Source organism: Clostridium aceticum (assembly GCF_001042715.1).
GTDB classification, from domain to species: domain Bacteria; phylum Bacillota; class Clostridia; order Peptostreptococcales; family Natronincolaceae; genus Andreesenella; species Andreesenella acetica.
On sequence record NZ_CP009687.1, the window covers coordinates 417,770 to 433,856 of the forward strand.

16 protein-coding genes are annotated in these 16,087 nt (G+C 39.1%); all 16 read left to right on the forward strand.

The window, feature by feature from the left end; all coding sequences use genetic code 11:
* Positions 1-47 precede the first annotated feature (47 nt).
* The 16 genes from CACET_RS01925 to CACET_RS02000 all read left to right on the forward strand — a co-directional run bounded on the left by CACET_RS01925 (position 48) and on the right by CACET_RS02000 (position 16,086).
* A complete protein-coding gene (locus tag CACET_RS01925) occupies positions 48-266 on the forward strand; it encodes a hypothetical protein (protein WP_044823214.1) in 219 nt (72 codons plus the stop codon).
* A gap of 238 nt (positions 267-504) precedes the next feature.
* The gene (locus tag CACET_RS01930; protein ID WP_044823213.1) at positions 505-693 is read left to right on the forward strand and encodes a hypothetical protein; all 189 of its coding nucleotides are present in this window, start codon (positions 505-507) and stop codon (positions 691-693) included.
* 258 nt (positions 694-951) lie between these two features.
* Positions 952-1,668, forward strand: coding sequence for a phosphatase (locus tag CACET_RS01935; protein ID WP_044823212.1), 717 nt, complete (start codon positions 952-954; stop codon positions 1,666-1,668).
* 288 nt (positions 1,669-1,956) lie between these two features.
* Complete coding sequence (locus CACET_RS01940; protein WP_044823211.1) at positions 1,957-2,469, forward strand: NADH-quinone oxidoreductase subunit NuoE family protein; 513 nt, start codon at positions 1,957-1,959, stop codon at positions 2,467-2,469.
* A 77-nt stretch (positions 2,470-2,546) separates the two neighbouring features.
* Positions 2,547-4,250, forward strand: a complete 1,704-nt coding sequence (locus CACET_RS01945) for a NuoF family protein (protein WP_242846873.1) — start codon at positions 2,547-2,549, stop codon at positions 4,248-4,250.
* Positions 4,251-4,386: 136 nt separating this feature from the next.
* Complete coding sequence (locus tag CACET_RS01950; RefSeq protein WP_044823210.1) at positions 4,387-6,132, forward strand: NADH-dependent [FeFe] hydrogenase, group A6; 1,746 nt, start codon at positions 4,387-4,389, stop codon at positions 6,130-6,132.
* Between the two features lie 285 nt (positions 6,133-6,417).
* Complete coding sequence (locus CACET_RS01955; RefSeq protein ID WP_044823209.1) at positions 6,418-6,987, forward strand: ANTAR domain-containing response regulator; 570 nt, start codon at positions 6,418-6,420, stop codon at positions 6,985-6,987.
* Between the two features lie 20 nt (positions 6,988-7,007).
* A complete protein-coding gene (locus CACET_RS01960; RefSeq protein WP_044823208.1) occupies positions 7,008-8,417 on the forward strand; it encodes a sensor histidine kinase in 1,410 nt (469 codons plus the stop codon).
* A gap of 103 nt (positions 8,418-8,520) precedes the next feature.
* Positions 8,521-9,954, forward strand: a complete 1,434-nt coding sequence (gene eutA / locus CACET_RS01965; protein ID WP_044823207.1) for an ethanolamine ammonia-lyase reactivating factor EutA — start codon at positions 8,521-8,523, stop codon at positions 9,952-9,954.
* 20 nt (positions 9,955-9,974) lie between these two features.
* Positions 9,975-11,342: an ethanolamine ammonia-lyase subunit EutB gene (locus CACET_RS01970; RefSeq protein ID WP_044823206.1), complete on the forward strand. Its 1,368-nt coding sequence runs from the start codon at positions 9,975-9,977 to the stop codon at positions 11,340-11,342.
* 53 nt (positions 11,343-11,395) lie between these two features.
* Positions 11,396-12,295 (forward strand): ethanolamine ammonia-lyase subunit EutC, encoded by a 900-nt coding sequence (gene eutC, locus CACET_RS01975; RefSeq protein WP_044823205.1) that lies wholly within the window; start codon positions 11,396-11,398, stop codon positions 12,293-12,295.
* 23 nt (positions 12,296-12,318) lie between these two features.
* Positions 12,319-12,972, forward strand: coding sequence for an ethanolamine utilization microcompartment protein EutL (eutL, locus tag CACET_RS01980; RefSeq protein ID WP_044823204.1), 654 nt, complete (start codon positions 12,319-12,321; stop codon positions 12,970-12,972).
* Positions 12,973-12,986: 14 nt separating this feature from the next.
* Positions 12,987-13,523 carry a BMC domain-containing protein gene (locus tag CACET_RS21055; protein ID WP_052661213.1) on the forward strand — a complete coding sequence of 179 codons (537 nt, stop codon included), beginning with the start codon at positions 12,987-12,989 and terminating at the stop codon, positions 13,521-13,523.
* Positions 13,524-14,972 carry an acetaldehyde dehydrogenase (acetylating) gene (locus tag CACET_RS01990; protein ID WP_052661212.1) on the forward strand — a complete coding sequence of 483 codons (1,449 nt, stop codon included), beginning with the start codon at positions 13,524-13,526 and terminating at the stop codon, positions 14,970-14,972.
* Positions 14,973-14,991: 19 nt separating this feature from the next.
* Positions 14,992-15,276, forward strand: a complete 285-nt coding sequence (eutM, locus tag CACET_RS01995; protein ID WP_044823203.1) for an ethanolamine utilization microcompartment protein EutM — start codon at positions 14,992-14,994, stop codon at positions 15,274-15,276.
* A 66-nt stretch (positions 15,277-15,342) separates the two neighbouring features.
* The gene (locus CACET_RS02000) at positions 15,343-16,086 is read left to right on the forward strand and encodes a cobalamin adenosyltransferase (RefSeq protein WP_044823202.1); all 744 of its coding nucleotides are present in this window, start codon (positions 15,343-15,345) and stop codon (positions 16,084-16,086) included.
* Position 16,087: the final 1 nt, after the last annotated feature.

Genomic DNA, 16,087 nt, shown 5'->3' on the forward strand with positions numbered 1-16,087 from the left:
TAAAATGAGACTTGATACAAAACCAAGAGAGAGTGAGGTGGCAAGGAATGAGTGATTGTGCAAAAGGTACAGGATTATTAGGCAGCCTTTGTGGTGGTGGAGGTCCAGTAGCAGGAATAGGTCAGAACAGCTTACTATTTTTCTTCTTATTACTGGTGATTATTTTCTGTAACTCCCCATGTTTTAAGGACTCAGGAGATAGTTTGTTATTCTTCTTCTTGATTTTAGTAGTACTATTTACCGGTGGTAACATATGCAGGATATAGACTTTTTATGAAATTTATTGCCTGTTGAGGTAGGTGGATCTTCATTAATCTAATGAACTGGTTTTAGTAAGTTGAACCATTAGGAAGCAGGTGGAGGGTCTACTCCACCTGTTTTAAATAGATAAGCAACAATTTGATTTGTAGACTTTGTAAATATTAGTAACCATTTTTTTGTTTGAACATAATATATATTAAGACTAGAGACAGTCCTAATAAGAATATAAGGAGGGTGCTATAAATGAGTGAAGTTGTTAAAAAAGATTTTTTTGGCGGAGCTTTCGGTGGTCAAAGCAGCATATTATTTTTCTTCTTATTACTAGTGATTATCTTCTGTAACTGCGGTATCTTTAGAGGATCAGGAGACAGCTTATTATTCTTCTTGTTACTACTAGTAGTGCTATTTGGTGGAAGATATTTCTGGGTGTAATACTTTAACAAATCCGTAAAGAGGTAGATCTGATCTACCTCTTTACTTTTACCATAATGGGACATAACTTTTTATTTTTGGAAGAAGTTGTTATAATAGAAGTATAAAATCTGTGGTAAAAAATGGTGGAGAGAATTTGCTTCTTCATGGATAAATTAATAGAAGGTGGCAGCTATGTTCATATATCTGCTTTTTTATCGAAGTAACTAAAGAAATTGCACAGGTCCAATAAATAAGATTTGGAGGGAGACACATTTTATGAAATTTGTACTAGATACACATTGTCATACACTAGCCAGTGGACACGCCTACAGCACCATACAGGAAATGGCACAACATGCTGCTGCTATAGGGTTTAACTTAATAGCCATAACAGATCATGGCCCCAAGATGCCAGGTAGTACTCATCTTTTGTACTTTAGAAATCTTCGAGTCATACCTAGAAAAATAAACGGGGTAGAAATTTTAAGGGGAGTAGAGGTAAACATTTTAGATCATCGTGGAAAACTGGATATTCCTGAAGATGTTTTAAAGGAATTAGATATGGTTATTGCCAGTTTTCATCATCCCTGCATTAAGCCAGGCTCAGTGGAGGAGAATACCAACACCCTAATCAATTTAATGAAAAAACCCTATATACATATGATTGGGCATCCTGGAAACCCTGCTTATCCCATAAACATTGAAAAAGTTGTAGCAGCTGCCAAAGAGTATCGTACCCTAATAGAAATTAATAATAGTTCTTTAAAACCTGATAGTTTTAGAGCAGGCAGCAAAGAAAATTGTTATAAAATTTTAGAAGCTTGTAGAGACCATCAGGTTCCCGTAGCTATAGGAAGTGACTCTCATATTGCTTTTGACATAGGTAAATTTACTTTTGCTGAGGAGATGATTGAAAGTCTTCAAGTACCAGAAGAGTTAGTAATGAATACTTGTGCGGATAAACTAAAGGCATATATAAATTATAAAGAATGATCATTAGCGTTAACTTAATACAACGAATACCAAAATACTCTCGCACTGTCATTTTACTAACACTAAGATCCTTCGACTCCGCTTCGCTCCTCTCAGGATGACAAATTATGGTTTAAGTTAACGCCTATGAAAGAATGATAAAGATTAAGGTGACTAAGAAGATAGCCAAAGTTTTTTTCTATTAAGAGAAAAAAACTTTGGCTATTTTTTATTGACAAGAATAATGAATCGTCAATTTATAAACAATAATAGTTGATTATATCTTGAACTTAGAGAGGAAGGAGTCAAATGCCAGAGGAGCTTAGAGTAAAGGAAAAAAACAATCTAGAAAAACCTATACCGAAGGAGCATTATGAAAAGCTAGAAGACTACATAGACGGATTACCTTCTTTAGAAGGTCGACTGATCCAGGTATTACATCATGCTCAAGATATTTTTGGCTATCTACCAAGGGATGTTCAATTATTTATTGCCAGGAGACTAGGGGTCACGGGGGCAAAGGTAAATGGTGTTGTTACTTTCTACACCTATTTTACAGAAGAACCCAGGGGAGAATATGTCATCAATGTTTGCACAGGTACTGCTTGTTTTGTAAAGGGAGCCAACAAAATATTAGAGGAGTTTCAAGAAAAGCTAAAGATCTCAGTGGGAGATACAACAGAAGATAGGAAATTTACATTAAAAGATGTCCGATGTGTGGGAGCTTGTGGTTTGGCACCACTAATCGTCATCAATGATAAAGTCTATGGACGGGTAAAACCAGAGGAAGTAGAAGGCATCTTATCTGAATATCAACAGTAGGAGGTGTAAAAGTGAAGACAATAAAATCCTTAGAGGAATTAAAAGTACTTAGGGAAGAGGCGAATAAGGACTTAGGTATAAGAAAAAGCAGTCATGAAAAGGCAGAGAAAATCGATGAAAAAAATCATTCCTCCCATATATTAGTTTGTAGTGGGACTGCCTGTGAATCTCAAGAAAGTAGAGAGATCATAGGTCGTCTCCAAGAAGAATTGAAAAAAGCTGGGTGTAATGAAACAGTGCAGGTACTCAAAACTGGCTGCTTTGGGTTTTGTGAAAAAGGACCGATTATAAAAATTTATCCTGACCATGTTTTTTATGTAGAGGTGAAGCCAGAGGATGCAGAGGAAATTGTTAAGGAACATATTCTTGGAGGAAAAAGGGTAGAAAGATTATTGTATGAAGAACCTACTTTAGGCAAAAAGATCGAGAAGCAAGAGGATATATCTTTTTATCACAAGCAGATGCGTATTGCTTTGAGAAACTGTGGTTTCATCAACCCAGAAAATATCAAAGAATATATAGCAGAAGATGGTTACCTAGCTCTTGGAAAAATATTAACACAGATGACGCCAGAAGAAGTCATACAAATCGTAAAAGATAGTGGACTAAGGGGAAGAGGCGGCGGTGGCTTCCCAACGGGATATAAATGGGAGCTTGCCCTCAGAAATAAGAATGATTTAAAATTTATTATTTGTAACGCTGACGAAGGTGACCCTGGAGCCTTTATGGACAGAAGTATTTTAGAAGGAGATCCCCATAGCGTACTGGAGGCTATGGCCATCGCAGGTTATGCCATCGGGGCAGAAAAAGGATATATCTACATTCGAGCAGAGTATCCACTAGCGATTAACAGGCTAAATATTGCCATAGAGCAAGCTAGGGAATATGGATTTCTAGGAGAAAAAATATTCAATACCAACTTTAATTTTGATATTGAACTCAAGTATGGTGCTGGAGCCTTTGTCTGTGGCGAAGAGACAGCCTTAATTAATTCTGTAGAAGGAGGCAGAGGAGAACCAAATGCAAAACCTCCTTTTCCAGCAGAAAGTGGTTTATGGGACAAGCCTACCTGTGTAAACAATGTAGAGACCTTTGCCAATGTTCCAGCGATTATTCTAAAGGGAGCTGAATGGTTCAATACCATAGGTACAGAAAAAAGTAAGGGTACGAAGGTTTTTGCCTTAGCAGGTAAAGTAAACAATGTAGGTTTGGTGGAAGTGCCTATGGGGATTACCTTAAGAGAAATTATCTACGACATTGGTGGTGGCATTAGAGATCAAAAGAAATTTAAAGCAGTACAGACGGGAGGACCCTCTGGAGGATGTATTCCTGAAGCAGACTTAGATATTCCCATCGATTATGAGAGTTTAAAGGAAGTCGGTTCTATGATGGGATCAGGGGGAATGATTGTTATGGACGAAGATGACTGTATGGTAAATATATCAAAGTTCTATCTAGAATTTACAGAAGATGAGTCCTGTGGCAAATGTACCCCCTGTAGAATTGGTAACAAGAGACTTCATGAAACTTTAATAAAAATCACTAATGGCAGAGGCACGGAAGAAGACTTGAAGGTTCTAAAGGATCTAGGAGGAATGATTAAAGATGCCTCTCTTTGCGGTCTAGGGCAGAGTTCTCCTAATCCAGTTTTAAGTACCATGAAGTATTTTGCTGACGAGTATCATGAGCATGTGGTTAATAAAAAGTGCCCTGCTGGAGTATGTGCTATGGGTAAGAAGAAGAAAGCAGCTCCTCCTCCTAAAAACCAAGAGGGACAATAAAGAAATAATGACATTTGACTTAGGTTGTTATTCTGAGGACAGCAAAGGACTTTGAAAAAAAGTGAAGATAAGAAATAATGAAGAAAGTTAGTATGAATAAAAAAATAATATCTATATAGATAAAGGTGGTGCAAACTTGAAGGAATACGTAAAAGTGACCATTAATGATAAAGAAGTAGAAGTACCAAGGGAATATACCATCTTAAATGCAGCAGTAGAGGCAGGAATTAAGATTCCTACCTTATGTCACTTGGATTTGCATGACTTGAAGATGGTAAACCGTACCGCCTCCTGTAGAGTATGTATGGTAGAGGTGGAAAATAGACCTAGTCTCGCCCCAGCTTGTGCAACACCTGTAAATGACGGAATGGTAATTCATACGGATACTGTGAAGGCAATTAAGGCTAGAAGAATGTCGGTGGAACTATTGCTTTCCAATCACCCCACAGATTGTCTTATTTGTCAGAGAAACTTACGGTGTGAGCTACAATCCCTTGCACAAGACTTAAATATACGGGAAATTCACTATTCAGGAAAGCGAAACAAGTATCACTTAGATACTTCTAGTCAAGCAGTTATAAAGAATCAAGATAAGTGCATCCTATGTCGACGATGTGAAACTGCCTGCAATGAAATACAAACTTGCGGGATTCTATCGGCTTTAAACAGAGGGTTTGAAACTGTGGTGGGACCAGCCTTTAACTTGCCAATGGTAGAAACCTCCTGTACCTACTGCGGTCAATGTGTAGCAGTTTGCCCTACTGCTGCCTTAACAGAGGTAAACCATACAAGGAAGGTATGGAAGGCATTACATAATCCAGATAAGTATGTAGTGGTGCAGGTAGCACCTGCCATTCGTGTGGCATTAGGAGAGCTGTTTGGTATGGAGGCAGGAACCATTGTCACAGGAAAGTTAGCGGCGGCTTTGAGAAAATTAGGGTTTGATCAGGTTTACGATACTGAGTTTGGCGCAGATGTAACCATTATGGAGGAGGCAAAAGAATTAATTCATCGTCTGGAAACCGGTGGACGTCTACCGATGTTGACCAGTTGTTGTCCCGCTTGGGTAAGCTTTATTGAACATCAATTTCCAGATATGATCGACGTACCTTCTACCTGTAAATCTCCTCATATCATGTTTGGTACCCTAGCAAAAACCTATCTAGCTGAAAAAATGGGGATTGATCCTAACAAAATGGTGGTGGTTTCTGTTATGCCCTGTGTTGCTAAAAAAGCGGAGGCTGCCAGAACAGAGTTGAGCCTTGACGATCATGACAATGTAGACATCGTTGTTACTACAAGGGAATTAGGGGATATGCTAAAGGAAGCAGGGATTGACTTCGATAAGCTGCCAGATGAAGACTTTGATCATCCTCTAGGAGAATCCACAGGTGCAGCCAGCATCTTTGGTACCACTGGGGGAGTAATTGAAGCAGCTATGCGTACAGCCTATGAATGGGTGACAGGTGAAACCTTAGAAAATGTAGAGTTCAAACAATTAAGAGGCATGGAAGGACTAAGAGAAGCCACTGTGGATTTAAAGGGAAAAGAAATCAAGATAGGGATTGCTCATGGGTTAGGAAATGCTAGACAATTGCTAGAGGATATTCGAAATGGCAAAGGGGAATATCATGCCATTGAGATCATGGCCTGTCCAGGAGGATGTATTGGCGGTGGTGGTCAGCCTTATCATTATGGTAATGATGAAATCGTAAAAAAACGTCAGCAAGCCATTTATAGAGAGGATCAGCGGAAAAGCATTAGAAAATCCCATGAAAATCCTGAGGTTATAAAACTCTACGAAGAATACTTAGGAGAACCTTATGGAGAACTGGCGAAGAAACTATTGCATACAAAGTTTGAAGCGAAGGAAAGAATATAAAGAAGATTCTATCAATAAAGAATTTTTGTTAGAAAAGACTTGCCATAGAGATAGCATTATGATATGATGGATAATAAATAAAAAATAAAGACAACTACCCAACGTTGTGTAGTGTTGAAAGAGCGGTGAAGCTTGCAAGAAAGAAAATATTTTTTCTTTGCAGGCTTCTCTATGTTTTTGTACCAAGACAAACAGCTTATGGGTTTTAAATCAATTATATAATGGGAATAAAACGAATTAAGATAATCAATGGAGATTATGAAAGTATCAAAGGAGGAAGGTGCCATGAAAGGGCGAGTGGTAATAGCCGATGACGAACCTATTACTAGGATGGATATAGTAGAAATGTTGTTGGAAGAAGGCTACGATGTTGTAGGTGAAGCCTCAGATGGATTTGATGCAATTGAGTTGTGTAAAAAGTATAAACCGGATTTGGTACTAATGGATGTGAAAATGCCTTTATTGAATGGTTTAAAGGCAGCTGAAGTAATCAATCAAGATGAGTTGGCAGAATGTATTGTATTAGTAACCGCCTATAGTGGAAAAGAATTTGTAGAAGAGGCTAAAAAAGCAGGAGCGATGGGGTATATTGTTAAACCCATCAATGAAAAAAACCTATTACCTGCTCTAGAGGTGGCAGTATCTAAAAGCAAAGAATTTAAAGAGATGAAGCAACAGGTAAAAAAAGCACAGATGCAGTTAGAGGACAGAAAGCAAATTGAAAGAGCAAAGGGGATTTTGATGAAAACTGAAGGGCTTTCAGAAGAGGAAGCCTACAATAAAATAAGGACATTAAGCATGTCCAAAAGACGCTCTATGGGTGAAATAGCAAGGATTATTACCATGAATCAATAAGGATACTAAGGGGTGAGTGGATGTTAAGGGAGCTTTGTGAAACCTATACACAACTATCCGATACAGATATTCTTATTCTAGAAAATCTAAAGCAAATGTTACCACTGATCTCTAGAGCGATTAAAGCAGATGTCTTCATCGATTGTCTAACCAATATCCCCAACATCGCTGTCGTCGTGGCAGAAGCTAAACAAACGCAGGAAGAATCCATGTACCAGCACTCAGTTGTCGGGAAATTTGCTTTGGGAGAAAATGAACCTGCTGCTTTACGAACACTAGAAACCGGGGTTTCATCTAGGGATTTAAAGGCATTGACACAGGAAAACAAAACAGTTAGACAAAGTGTAGAGCCTATAAGGAATAAGAAAGGTCAAGTGATTGGTGTTTTGATTATTGAACAAGATATTACAAAGCATATTAAGAGAGACAAAGAGATGAAAGATCTATTGGAAACAACAGAAAAATTAACCGAAACCTTAAGTACGTTGAAGGGTGCAGAAAATACAATTATTCATCATGTGAATGAGGCCATTATTATGTTCAACAGCAATGGCATTGCTACTTATTGTAATCCTGAGGCCCATCAACTTTATAAAAAACTGGGTTATCAAGACGAAATCGTTGGATTAGCCTTCAGCAATTTAGCATTAAGCGGCAGGAGCTTTTCGGGCATCGTGCATAACAATTTTGTCAATGTAGAAGAAGTGAAAATAGGAAAACTATCCCTTCGGGTAAAATATGTAGCCATGGAGGATGAAAATAAAATTACCGGAATTATTATGATTATCAATGACGTTACAGAGGTAAAGGAAAAAGAAATGGAACTGATCTCAAAATCTGTTGCCATTAGTGAGATACATCATCGTGTGAAGAATAATTTGCAAACCATTGCCAGTTTGTTGAGGCTGCAGTCACGACGCATTCATCAGGATCAAGCAAAGAAAGCCTTCAACGAAAGTATTAGTAGAATTTTAAGCATTGCCATTACCCACGAACTGCTGGCTCAAAATGGTGTGGATGATGTTGATTTGCGAACCATCTTAGAGAGAATGAAGGAGAGTACACTGGATTATGTGGTATCTCCAGAAAAAAATATCAGTATTCAAATCAAAGGAGATCCTATCACTGTAAATTCTAATAAAGCTACCTCTATTGCACTGGTTGTAAATGAGCTTTTACAAAATTCTTTAGAACATGGTTTTGAAGGAAGGGAAGATGGTCAAATTGAAATTACGATTCAAAAGGGTGAAATCTATACGCAGGTTACTGTAACTGATAATGGTGTGGGCTTTGATACAGAAAAGCCTCAAAGAAAAAGTCTGGGGTTAAGTATTGTCAATAGTATTGTTCGAGAAAGGCTTTACGGTAATCTTCAAATGAATTCCAGTAATACTGGAACGGAAATACGGTTTAATTTTAAAAACGAATAAATAAAGCACAATGGGGTGCTTTTTAAAGGCGATGGGGCCAGGGATTTATGAAAACACATAGATTCTTGGCCCCATTGTCTTTATAGAGAAAGGAGGAAAAATTTTGAGAGAAAACATTTTTAGTGTAGGTATTGATATTGGAACATCTACTACGCAGTTGGTATTTAGCAAACTTACTATTGAAAATACAGCTTCCATGACAGCAATTCCTAAAATACAAATTATTGATAAAGAAATTATCTACAGAAGCGATATACATTTCACACCATTGCTATCAGAAACAAGAATTGATGGAGATACTGTTAGAAAAATTATTGAGATGGAATATAAAAAAGCAAATATCTCCTTTGAAAAAATTGATACAGGGGCGGTAATTATTACAGGAGAAACTGCTCGGAAGGAAAATGCCAATGAAATCCTCAATACCCTCAGCGGTTTAGCCGGTGACTTTGTGGTGGCTACTGCAGGCCCAGACCTAGAAAGCATTATTGCTGGTAAAGGGGCAGGGGCAGGAAAATTTTCTAAAGAAAAAGGCTGTACTGTTGTAAACCTAGATATTGGTGGAGGCACAACCAATATAGCCATTTTCAAAAATGGTGAAGTCGTTGATACTGCTTGCCTTGACATCGGAGGGCGTTTGATTAAGTTTGAGGAGGACCAATTAAAAGTCAACTATGCTTCTAACAAAATAAAAACTTTAGCGAAGGATATCGGAATCGATGTTCAAGTAGACAAAAGACTGTCGGTAGACGAAGTAGAAGGTATATGCAGAAGAATGGCAGATATTTTGGCGGAAAGCATAGGGGTGATTCCTGCAACCCCTCTTCTACAGGAGATGCTGACTGGGGCTCCTTTAAAATGGGAGAAGGAAATCGATTTTATTTCTTTTTCAGGAGGTGTGGCGGATTGTATCTTTAACAAGGGAAGTGTCCCCCTTTTCCGATATGGCGATATCGGCATTCTGCTTGGGAAAGCTATAGCCGCCTCCCCTTGGTTAGAGACTTCCAAAGTCATTCAAGCCAGTGAAACCATTGGCGCAACAGTTGTAGGAGCAGGAACTCATACAACAGAGATCAGCGGTAGTACCATCACCATTGAAGCATCGATTTTACCTATAAAGAATATTCCCATTTTGCGATTAAGCAGAGAGGATGAAGGACTTGACCATGAACAGTTAAGTCGTAGAATTGCTGAAAAATTAGATTGGTTTCGCCTGGAAAATGATCAGCAGCTAGTAGCCTTAGCCATGAAAGGGATAAAAAACCCAGGCTTTCAAGAGATACAAGTGTTAGCAAAAGCTATCATTGAAGGGATGGACAATAAGCTGGGGGAGAAGGAACCACTGATTATTATCGTTGAAAATGATATGGCAAAGATACTGGGACAAGGCATTCAGGCCCACCTGCCCCAAAAAAGGGACGTCCTCTGTATTGATTCAATAAGAGTTGATAATGGGGATTACATTGATATCGGTAAACCTTTGGCCAATGGCAAAGTAGTACCTGTAATTATAAAAACCTTGGTATTAAATTATTGAACATAGAAGGGAGATAGAACATGCTATTAAAAACAAAATTATTTGGTACAGTTTATCAGTTTAAAAGCTTAAATGAAGTGATGGCGAAAGCCAATGAGGAAAGATCAGGAGACAAACTGGCTGGACTGGCGGCAGCTTCTATTACAGAAATGATAGCAGCCAAGGAAGTATTAAGCAATCTAACATTAAAGGATATCAGAAACAATCCAGCTGTACCCTATGAAAAAGATGAAGTGACCAGAATTATTCAAGACGGTGTGAATGAAAAAATCTATGGAGAAGTTCAGAACTGGACAGTTGCTGAATTACGAGAATGGATTTTAAATAGTGAAACCACCAGCAGTGATATTAGAAGAATCAGCAGAGGATTGACCAGTGAAATGGTGGCAGCGGTGGCTAAACTCATGTCTAATATAGATTTGGTCTATGGTGCAAAAAAAATCATCGTCACTGCCCACTGTAATACAACCATCGGTCAGGCAGGAACACTGGCCTATAGACTTCAGCCGAATCACACAACCGATAACATAGAAGGAATCAAGATATCTCTCTACGAAGGCCTAAGCTATGGGGTAGGGGATGCTGTACTGGGATTAAATCCTGTAAATGATACAGTAAATAGTGTAAAGAATGTCTTAAAACTATTCGAAGAAGTAAAGCAACAGTGGCAAATTCCTACACAAACCTGTGTATTAGCTCATGTGACAACACAAATGGAAGCCATCAGACAAGGAGCACCCTCAGACTTGATTTTTCAAAGTATAGCAGGAACTGAGAAGGGAAATGAAGCCTTTGGTGTAAGTGACAGTATTCTATCTGAAGCCCGAGAACTTGTACTAAAGGAAGGAACTTCTACAGGACCAAATGTCATGTACTTTGAAACAGGTCAAGGCTCTGAGCTTTCTTCAGATGCCCATATGGGAGTAGACCAAGTCACCTTAGAAGCAAGATGCTATGGACTAGCTAAAAAGTATCAGCCATTCTTGGTGAATACCGTTGTTGGGTTTATTGGACCAGAATACTTATATGACAGTAAACAGGTAATTCGCGCAGGTCTTGAGGATCATTTTATGGGTAAGCTATCGGGGATTCCAATGGGGGTAGATGTATGTTATACCAACCATATGAAGGCGGATCAAAACGATGTTGAAAATCTCAGCGTTCTATTAGCTAGTGCTGGATGTAACTTCCTGATTGGAACACCTGCAGGAGATGATATTATGCTTAACTATCAAAGCTCGAGTTTCCATGATGCCCCTACTTTAAGAGAATTATTAAATCTAACACCGATTCCTGAATTTCAGCAGTGGTTAGAAAAAGTGGGAGTTTATGAAAATGGCAAACTATCCAAACGGGCTGGAGATGCATCAATTTTTTTCAGTAAATAGCCCAAGGGTTTGTCGTAAAAAATTTAGATAAAAAGAAAAAGGAGGGCATTTCATTGGTTTCAGAACAAGCAATTAAGGATATGGTTCAACAAATTATTCAGCAACTCTCCATGGATAATCAACAAGTCGCTGAAGAGCAGGATCTACAAAACGCAGATACAAAGGTTGAAACAGAAGTACCTTTAGACAATACAGAGTTAAAAGATTTGACAGAGATAAAAATGCAGGATTACTTTGCAGTACCTGATCCAGCCAATAAGGAAGTTTATTTAGGGCTGAAGGAAAGTACCCCTGCTCGGGTGGGGATTTGGAGAGCAGGACCCCGTTATCGCACAGAAACATTACTGAGATTTAGAGCGGATCATGCTGTTGCTATGGATGCTGTTTTTACGTATGTCTCTGAGGAATTTTTAGAAGAAATGGAACTGTTTTCAGTGAGCACCCTATGCCGTGATAAAGATGAGTATGTGACAAGACCTGATTTAGGTAGAAAATTTAGTGAAGAGGCAATAGCAACCATTAAAGAAAGGTGCGTAAAAAATCCTCAAGTACAAATTTATGTCTCTGATGGTTTAAGTTCAACAGCTATCGAAGCGAATGTTAAGGATATTTTGCCATCGATCATGCAGGGATTAGAGAACTATGGGCTAAAGGCAGGAACACCCTTTTTCGTAAAACATGGGAGAGTGCCAGCAATGGATGTTGTTTCAGAAGCCCTTGATGCTCAAGTAACGATAGTATTAATTGGTGAACGGCCAGGGTTAGCTACTGGAGAAAGTATGAGTTGTTATATGGCGTATCGTGCAAAGGTGGGTATGCCTGAATCCAGAAGAACCGTTATATCCAATATTCATAAGGGAGGCACATCTGCCACGGAAGCAGGAGCTCATATTGCTCATATTATTAAGGAAATGATAGAACAAAAAGCAAGCGGCTTAGATCTAAAGCTGTAAATATAAAGAATGGAGTGAAGAACATGAAAAATGATGCACTGCGTGCTTCTGTCCTAAGCGTAAAAATCATTCCTAATCTAAGTTCTGATATGGTAAGAGAACTGAAGCTGGAGCAGGGACATAGAAGTATAGGAATCATTACTGCCGATAGTGATGACGTAGCTTATACAGCTCTGGACGAAGCTACGAAAAAAGCAGATGTCAAGGTGGCTTATGCAAAATCCTTCTATGGAGGTGCCGCCAATGCCAATACAAAACTGGCAGGAGAGTTCATAGGCATTATCTCTGCACCGAATCCTGCTGAAGTAAGAAGTGGTGTGGATGCTGTCACTGAATTTATTGAAAATGATGCTTGTTTTTATAGTGCAAATGAGGACGATTCTATTGCATATTATGCCCACTGTATCTCCAGAACAGGTTCCTATTTATCGCAGGTGGCAGGGATCAAAGAAGGAGAAGCTTTAGCTTATGTCATAGCACCACCTTTGGAGGCACTATATGCCTTAGATGCCGCTATGAAGGCAGCAGATGTTCGCATGGTATGCTTCTATGGTCCTCCTACTGAAACCAACTTTGGCGGTGGGTTATTAACAGGAAGCCAATCTGCATGCAAGGCAGCATGTGATGCTTTTGCGGAAGCTGTAAAGTTTGTGGCAGATAACCCTACAAATTATTAAAGTGAGTTGAGTTTATGATGCGCTATAATGCACTGGGACTATTAGAAACCTATGGTTATACGGCAGCAATCACAGCCTTAGACACTGCTTTAAAGACAGCAAATGTCACACTAAAAGACTTTAAAACTGTCGGCGGCGGTTTAGTGACGATGATGATAGAGGGAGATGTGGCAGCTGTTCAGGCGGCAATTGAAGCAGCAAGCGCTGCTGCAGCAACAGTAGGTTCTGTGATTTCTCAACATGTGATTTCAAGACCAGATATCCAGCTAAAACTTTTGTTTCAAGAATTTTCTCCCGGCAATCAAGCAGCCATAGAGGTAGTAGAGGAAGAAAGGGTACAAAAAGAGCCGAAGGATTCGGTGATCCATCTTCATGGGAAAGAGATGAAGATTATGTCCAAAAAAGATCTCTATAGAATGAAGGTGGTGGATCTGAGAAAAGTTGCTAGGGGATTAACAGATTTTTCTATGGAAGCACAAAAAATCAAATTTGCCAACAAAGCAGAGCTGGTAGATGCTATATTAAATTATTTGAAGATGGAGGTGAGATAAGTGAATTTGCTGGATAAAGATTTGGTATCCATTCAAGAGGTAAGAAACATGGTGGCAAAAGCCAATAAAGCTCAGCAGGAATTTGCTAAATTTAGTCAAGAGTCCATTGATCAGATTGTCTATGCCATGAAGGAAGCCGCTTATCCTCAAGCAGAGTTTCTTGGACAGCTGGCTTCTGAAGAAACAGGATTTGGTAAATGGCAAGATAAGAAAATTAAAAACGAAATTGCCAGCAAAGCTGTATACGATCATATTAAAGAGATGAAAACCATTGGAATCATTCATGAGGATCAAGAAAAAAGGATAGTAGAAATTGGGACACCGGTTGGTATCATTGCTGCCTTAATTCCCTCTACCAATCCAACTTCTACCGTGATTTATAAAACACTCATTGCATTAAAATCTGGGAACGCTATTATTTTCAGTCCCCATCCAAATGCCTTAAAAAGCATTTTAAAGACAGTGGAGATTTTAAATAAAGCTGCTGTAGAGGCAGGAGCACCAGAAGGATTAATTCATTGTATGACCATACCAACCCTAGAGGGAACCAATGAGCTTATGAAACGTAAGGATGTAGACTTGATTCTAGCCACTGGAGGTTCTGGTATGGTAAAGGCAGCCTACAGTTCAGGAACACCAGCCTTAGGGGTGGGACCTGGTAATGTTCCTGCTTTTATTGAAAGAAGTGCCAATGTACATGAAGCAATCGAAAAAATTTTTTCAAGCAAAACCTTCGATCATGGAACCGTCTGTGCATCAGAGCAGGCCATTGTAACAGAGGCGTGTATTGCTGAAAAAGTGAAGGAAGAAGTAAAGCGTCAGGGAGGTTATTTTTTAGTCGGAGAACAGTTGGCAAAGGTAATAGCTGTGATGGAGACAGCTACAGGAGGAATGAATCCCAAAATTGTAGGACGGTCTGCTCAGGATATTGCAAAAATAGCAGGAATCGAAATTCCAAAGGAGACAAAGATCCTACTTTGTGAAGAAAAGAGGGTTGGAAAGCATATTCCCTTCTCCAAGGAAAAACTTACCGCACTCTTGGCCTTTTATACAGTTGAAGACTGGCAAGAAGCTTGTGAACTGTGCTATTGCTTATTAGAAAATGGCGGGTTAGGGCATACCCTGGTGATTCATTCTCAGGATGAAACCATCATTAGAGAATTTGCTCTAAAAAAACCGGTTTCTAGGTTTTTAGTAAATACCCCATCAACGCAAGGGGCCATCGGTCTAAGTACAAACCTTGCACCATCCTTTACCTTAGGTTGTGGAGCTATTGGTGGAAGTGCTACATCAGATAATGTAGGACCGATGCATTTGATTAATATCCGAAGAATGGCTTATGGCATAGAGGCGTGCAAAGAAACAAAAGAGACAGAGGAATTAAGTAATATAGATATTGAAGCAATCGCTCAGTTAGTAATCCAAAGTTTGAAACAAAAAAATAATTAATCTAAAGGAGGAATTTTAAATGGCAACTCTAAATGCGTTAGGAATGATTGAAACAAAAGGATTAGTAGGTGCAATTGAGGCAGCAGATGCAATGGTAAAGGCGGCAAATGTCACCTTGTTAGGTAAGGAGCAAATTGGCGGCGGTCTAGTAACTGTGATGGTAAGAGGGGATGTTGGTGCGGTTAAAGCTGCCACAGATGCTGGTGCAGCTGCTGCAGAAAGAGTTGGAGAATTGGTTTCTGTACATGTTATTCCAAGACCTCATAGCGAAGTAGAAGTCATCCTTCCACAAGTAAAAGAATAAATGCAAATTCCTCTTGGATCAAAACTTTGATCTGAGAGGTTTTCATTGATGAAAGGGAGGAAGCCTATGAAGGTTTTAACAGAAGCAGGACTTCGAATGGCATTCAAAAACAAGTTTCCCGAAACCTATTCCGTCAGTTCAAGGGTATTAGTAACCCCTTCAGCAAGAGAATATTTGAAAGAAAAGAAAATTGCATTGATCATTGAAGAAGGGGATGCAGATGTGGAAACAAAGCAAGAAAGAAAAGATCAAGTTCCCCCTAAGTATAAGTGTTATTACCATGGAGGATTTTTTGAAAAGAAGCCTGAACATATGACACAGCTTCACGGGAATTTCCTCGTCAACAAAGATCATCCTAGAATTCGCTTAAGGGGAAAACTGGATAGTTTTCAGGCTGAAATCCTCGAGGTGCAGGTGTTTTTAGATAGCCTTAAAGAGAAAAAACTCTTAGATGATTTAGGAGAGGTACTTGTCTTTGTTAGAAATATCTTAAGGGCAGAAGTGCTGGAGGAACCCTTTGGTGAATGCAAAATACTGGGATTGGGTGAGGAAGAGCTAAGAAAAATATCCCATCATCCAGAAAAGTTCTTTGATGTAAGCCATCTTCTGCCGGAGTATTCTATGGGGGCAGTGCTGATAAAATTAAATACTTTAAGAAGTGCTGCTAGAGAAGTAGAAATCGTCGGAGTGAAGGCCTTTACGGGAGAAAACGGAGAGATAAAAAGAAATGATATTCTTCAAGCACTTAACCGATTAAGCAGTTGTTTGTACATTATGATGTGCCGGTGGCAAGGTGGTCACTACAAGTAGG

Bases quoted from the DNA above. Each gene is read 5' to 3' on its own strand.
- CACET_RS01925 (WP_044823214.1), top strand. From the start codon at position 48: ATGAGTGATTGTGCAAAAGGTACAGGATTATTAGGCAGCCTTTGTGGT.
- CACET_RS01930 (WP_044823213.1), top strand. From the start codon at position 505: ATGAGTGAAGTTGTTAAAAAAGATTTTTTTGGCGGAGCTTTCGGTGGT.
- CACET_RS01935 (WP_044823212.1), top strand. From the start codon at position 952: ATGAAATTTGTACTAGATACACATTGTCATACACTAGCCAGTGGACAC.
- CACET_RS01940 (WP_044823211.1), top strand. From the start codon at position 1,957: ATGCCAGAGGAGCTTAGAGTAAAGGAAAAAAACAATCTAGAAAAACCT.
- CACET_RS01955 (WP_044823209.1), top strand. From the start codon at position 6,418: ATGAAAGGGCGAGTGGTAATAGCCGATGACGAACCTATTACTAGGATG.
- CACET_RS01960 (WP_044823208.1), top strand. From the start codon at position 7,008: ATGTTAAGGGAGCTTTGTGAAACCTATACACAACTATCCGATACAGAT.
- CACET_RS01970 (WP_044823206.1), top strand. From the start codon at position 9,975: ATGCTATTAAAAACAAAATTATTTGGTACAGTTTATCAGTTTAAAAGC.
- eutL (WP_044823204.1), top strand. From the start codon at position 12,319: ATGAAAAATGATGCACTGCGTGCTTCTGTCCTAAGCGTAAAAATCATT.
- CACET_RS21055 (WP_052661213.1), top strand. From the start codon at position 12,987: ATGATGCGCTATAATGCACTGGGACTATTAGAAACCTATGGTTATACG.
- eutM (WP_044823203.1), top strand. From the start codon at position 14,992: ATGGCAACTCTAAATGCGTTAGGAATGATTGAAACAAAAGGATTAGTA.
- CACET_RS02000 (WP_044823202.1), top strand. From the start codon at position 15,343: ATGAAGGTTTTAACAGAAGCAGGACTTCGAATGGCATTCAAAAACAAG.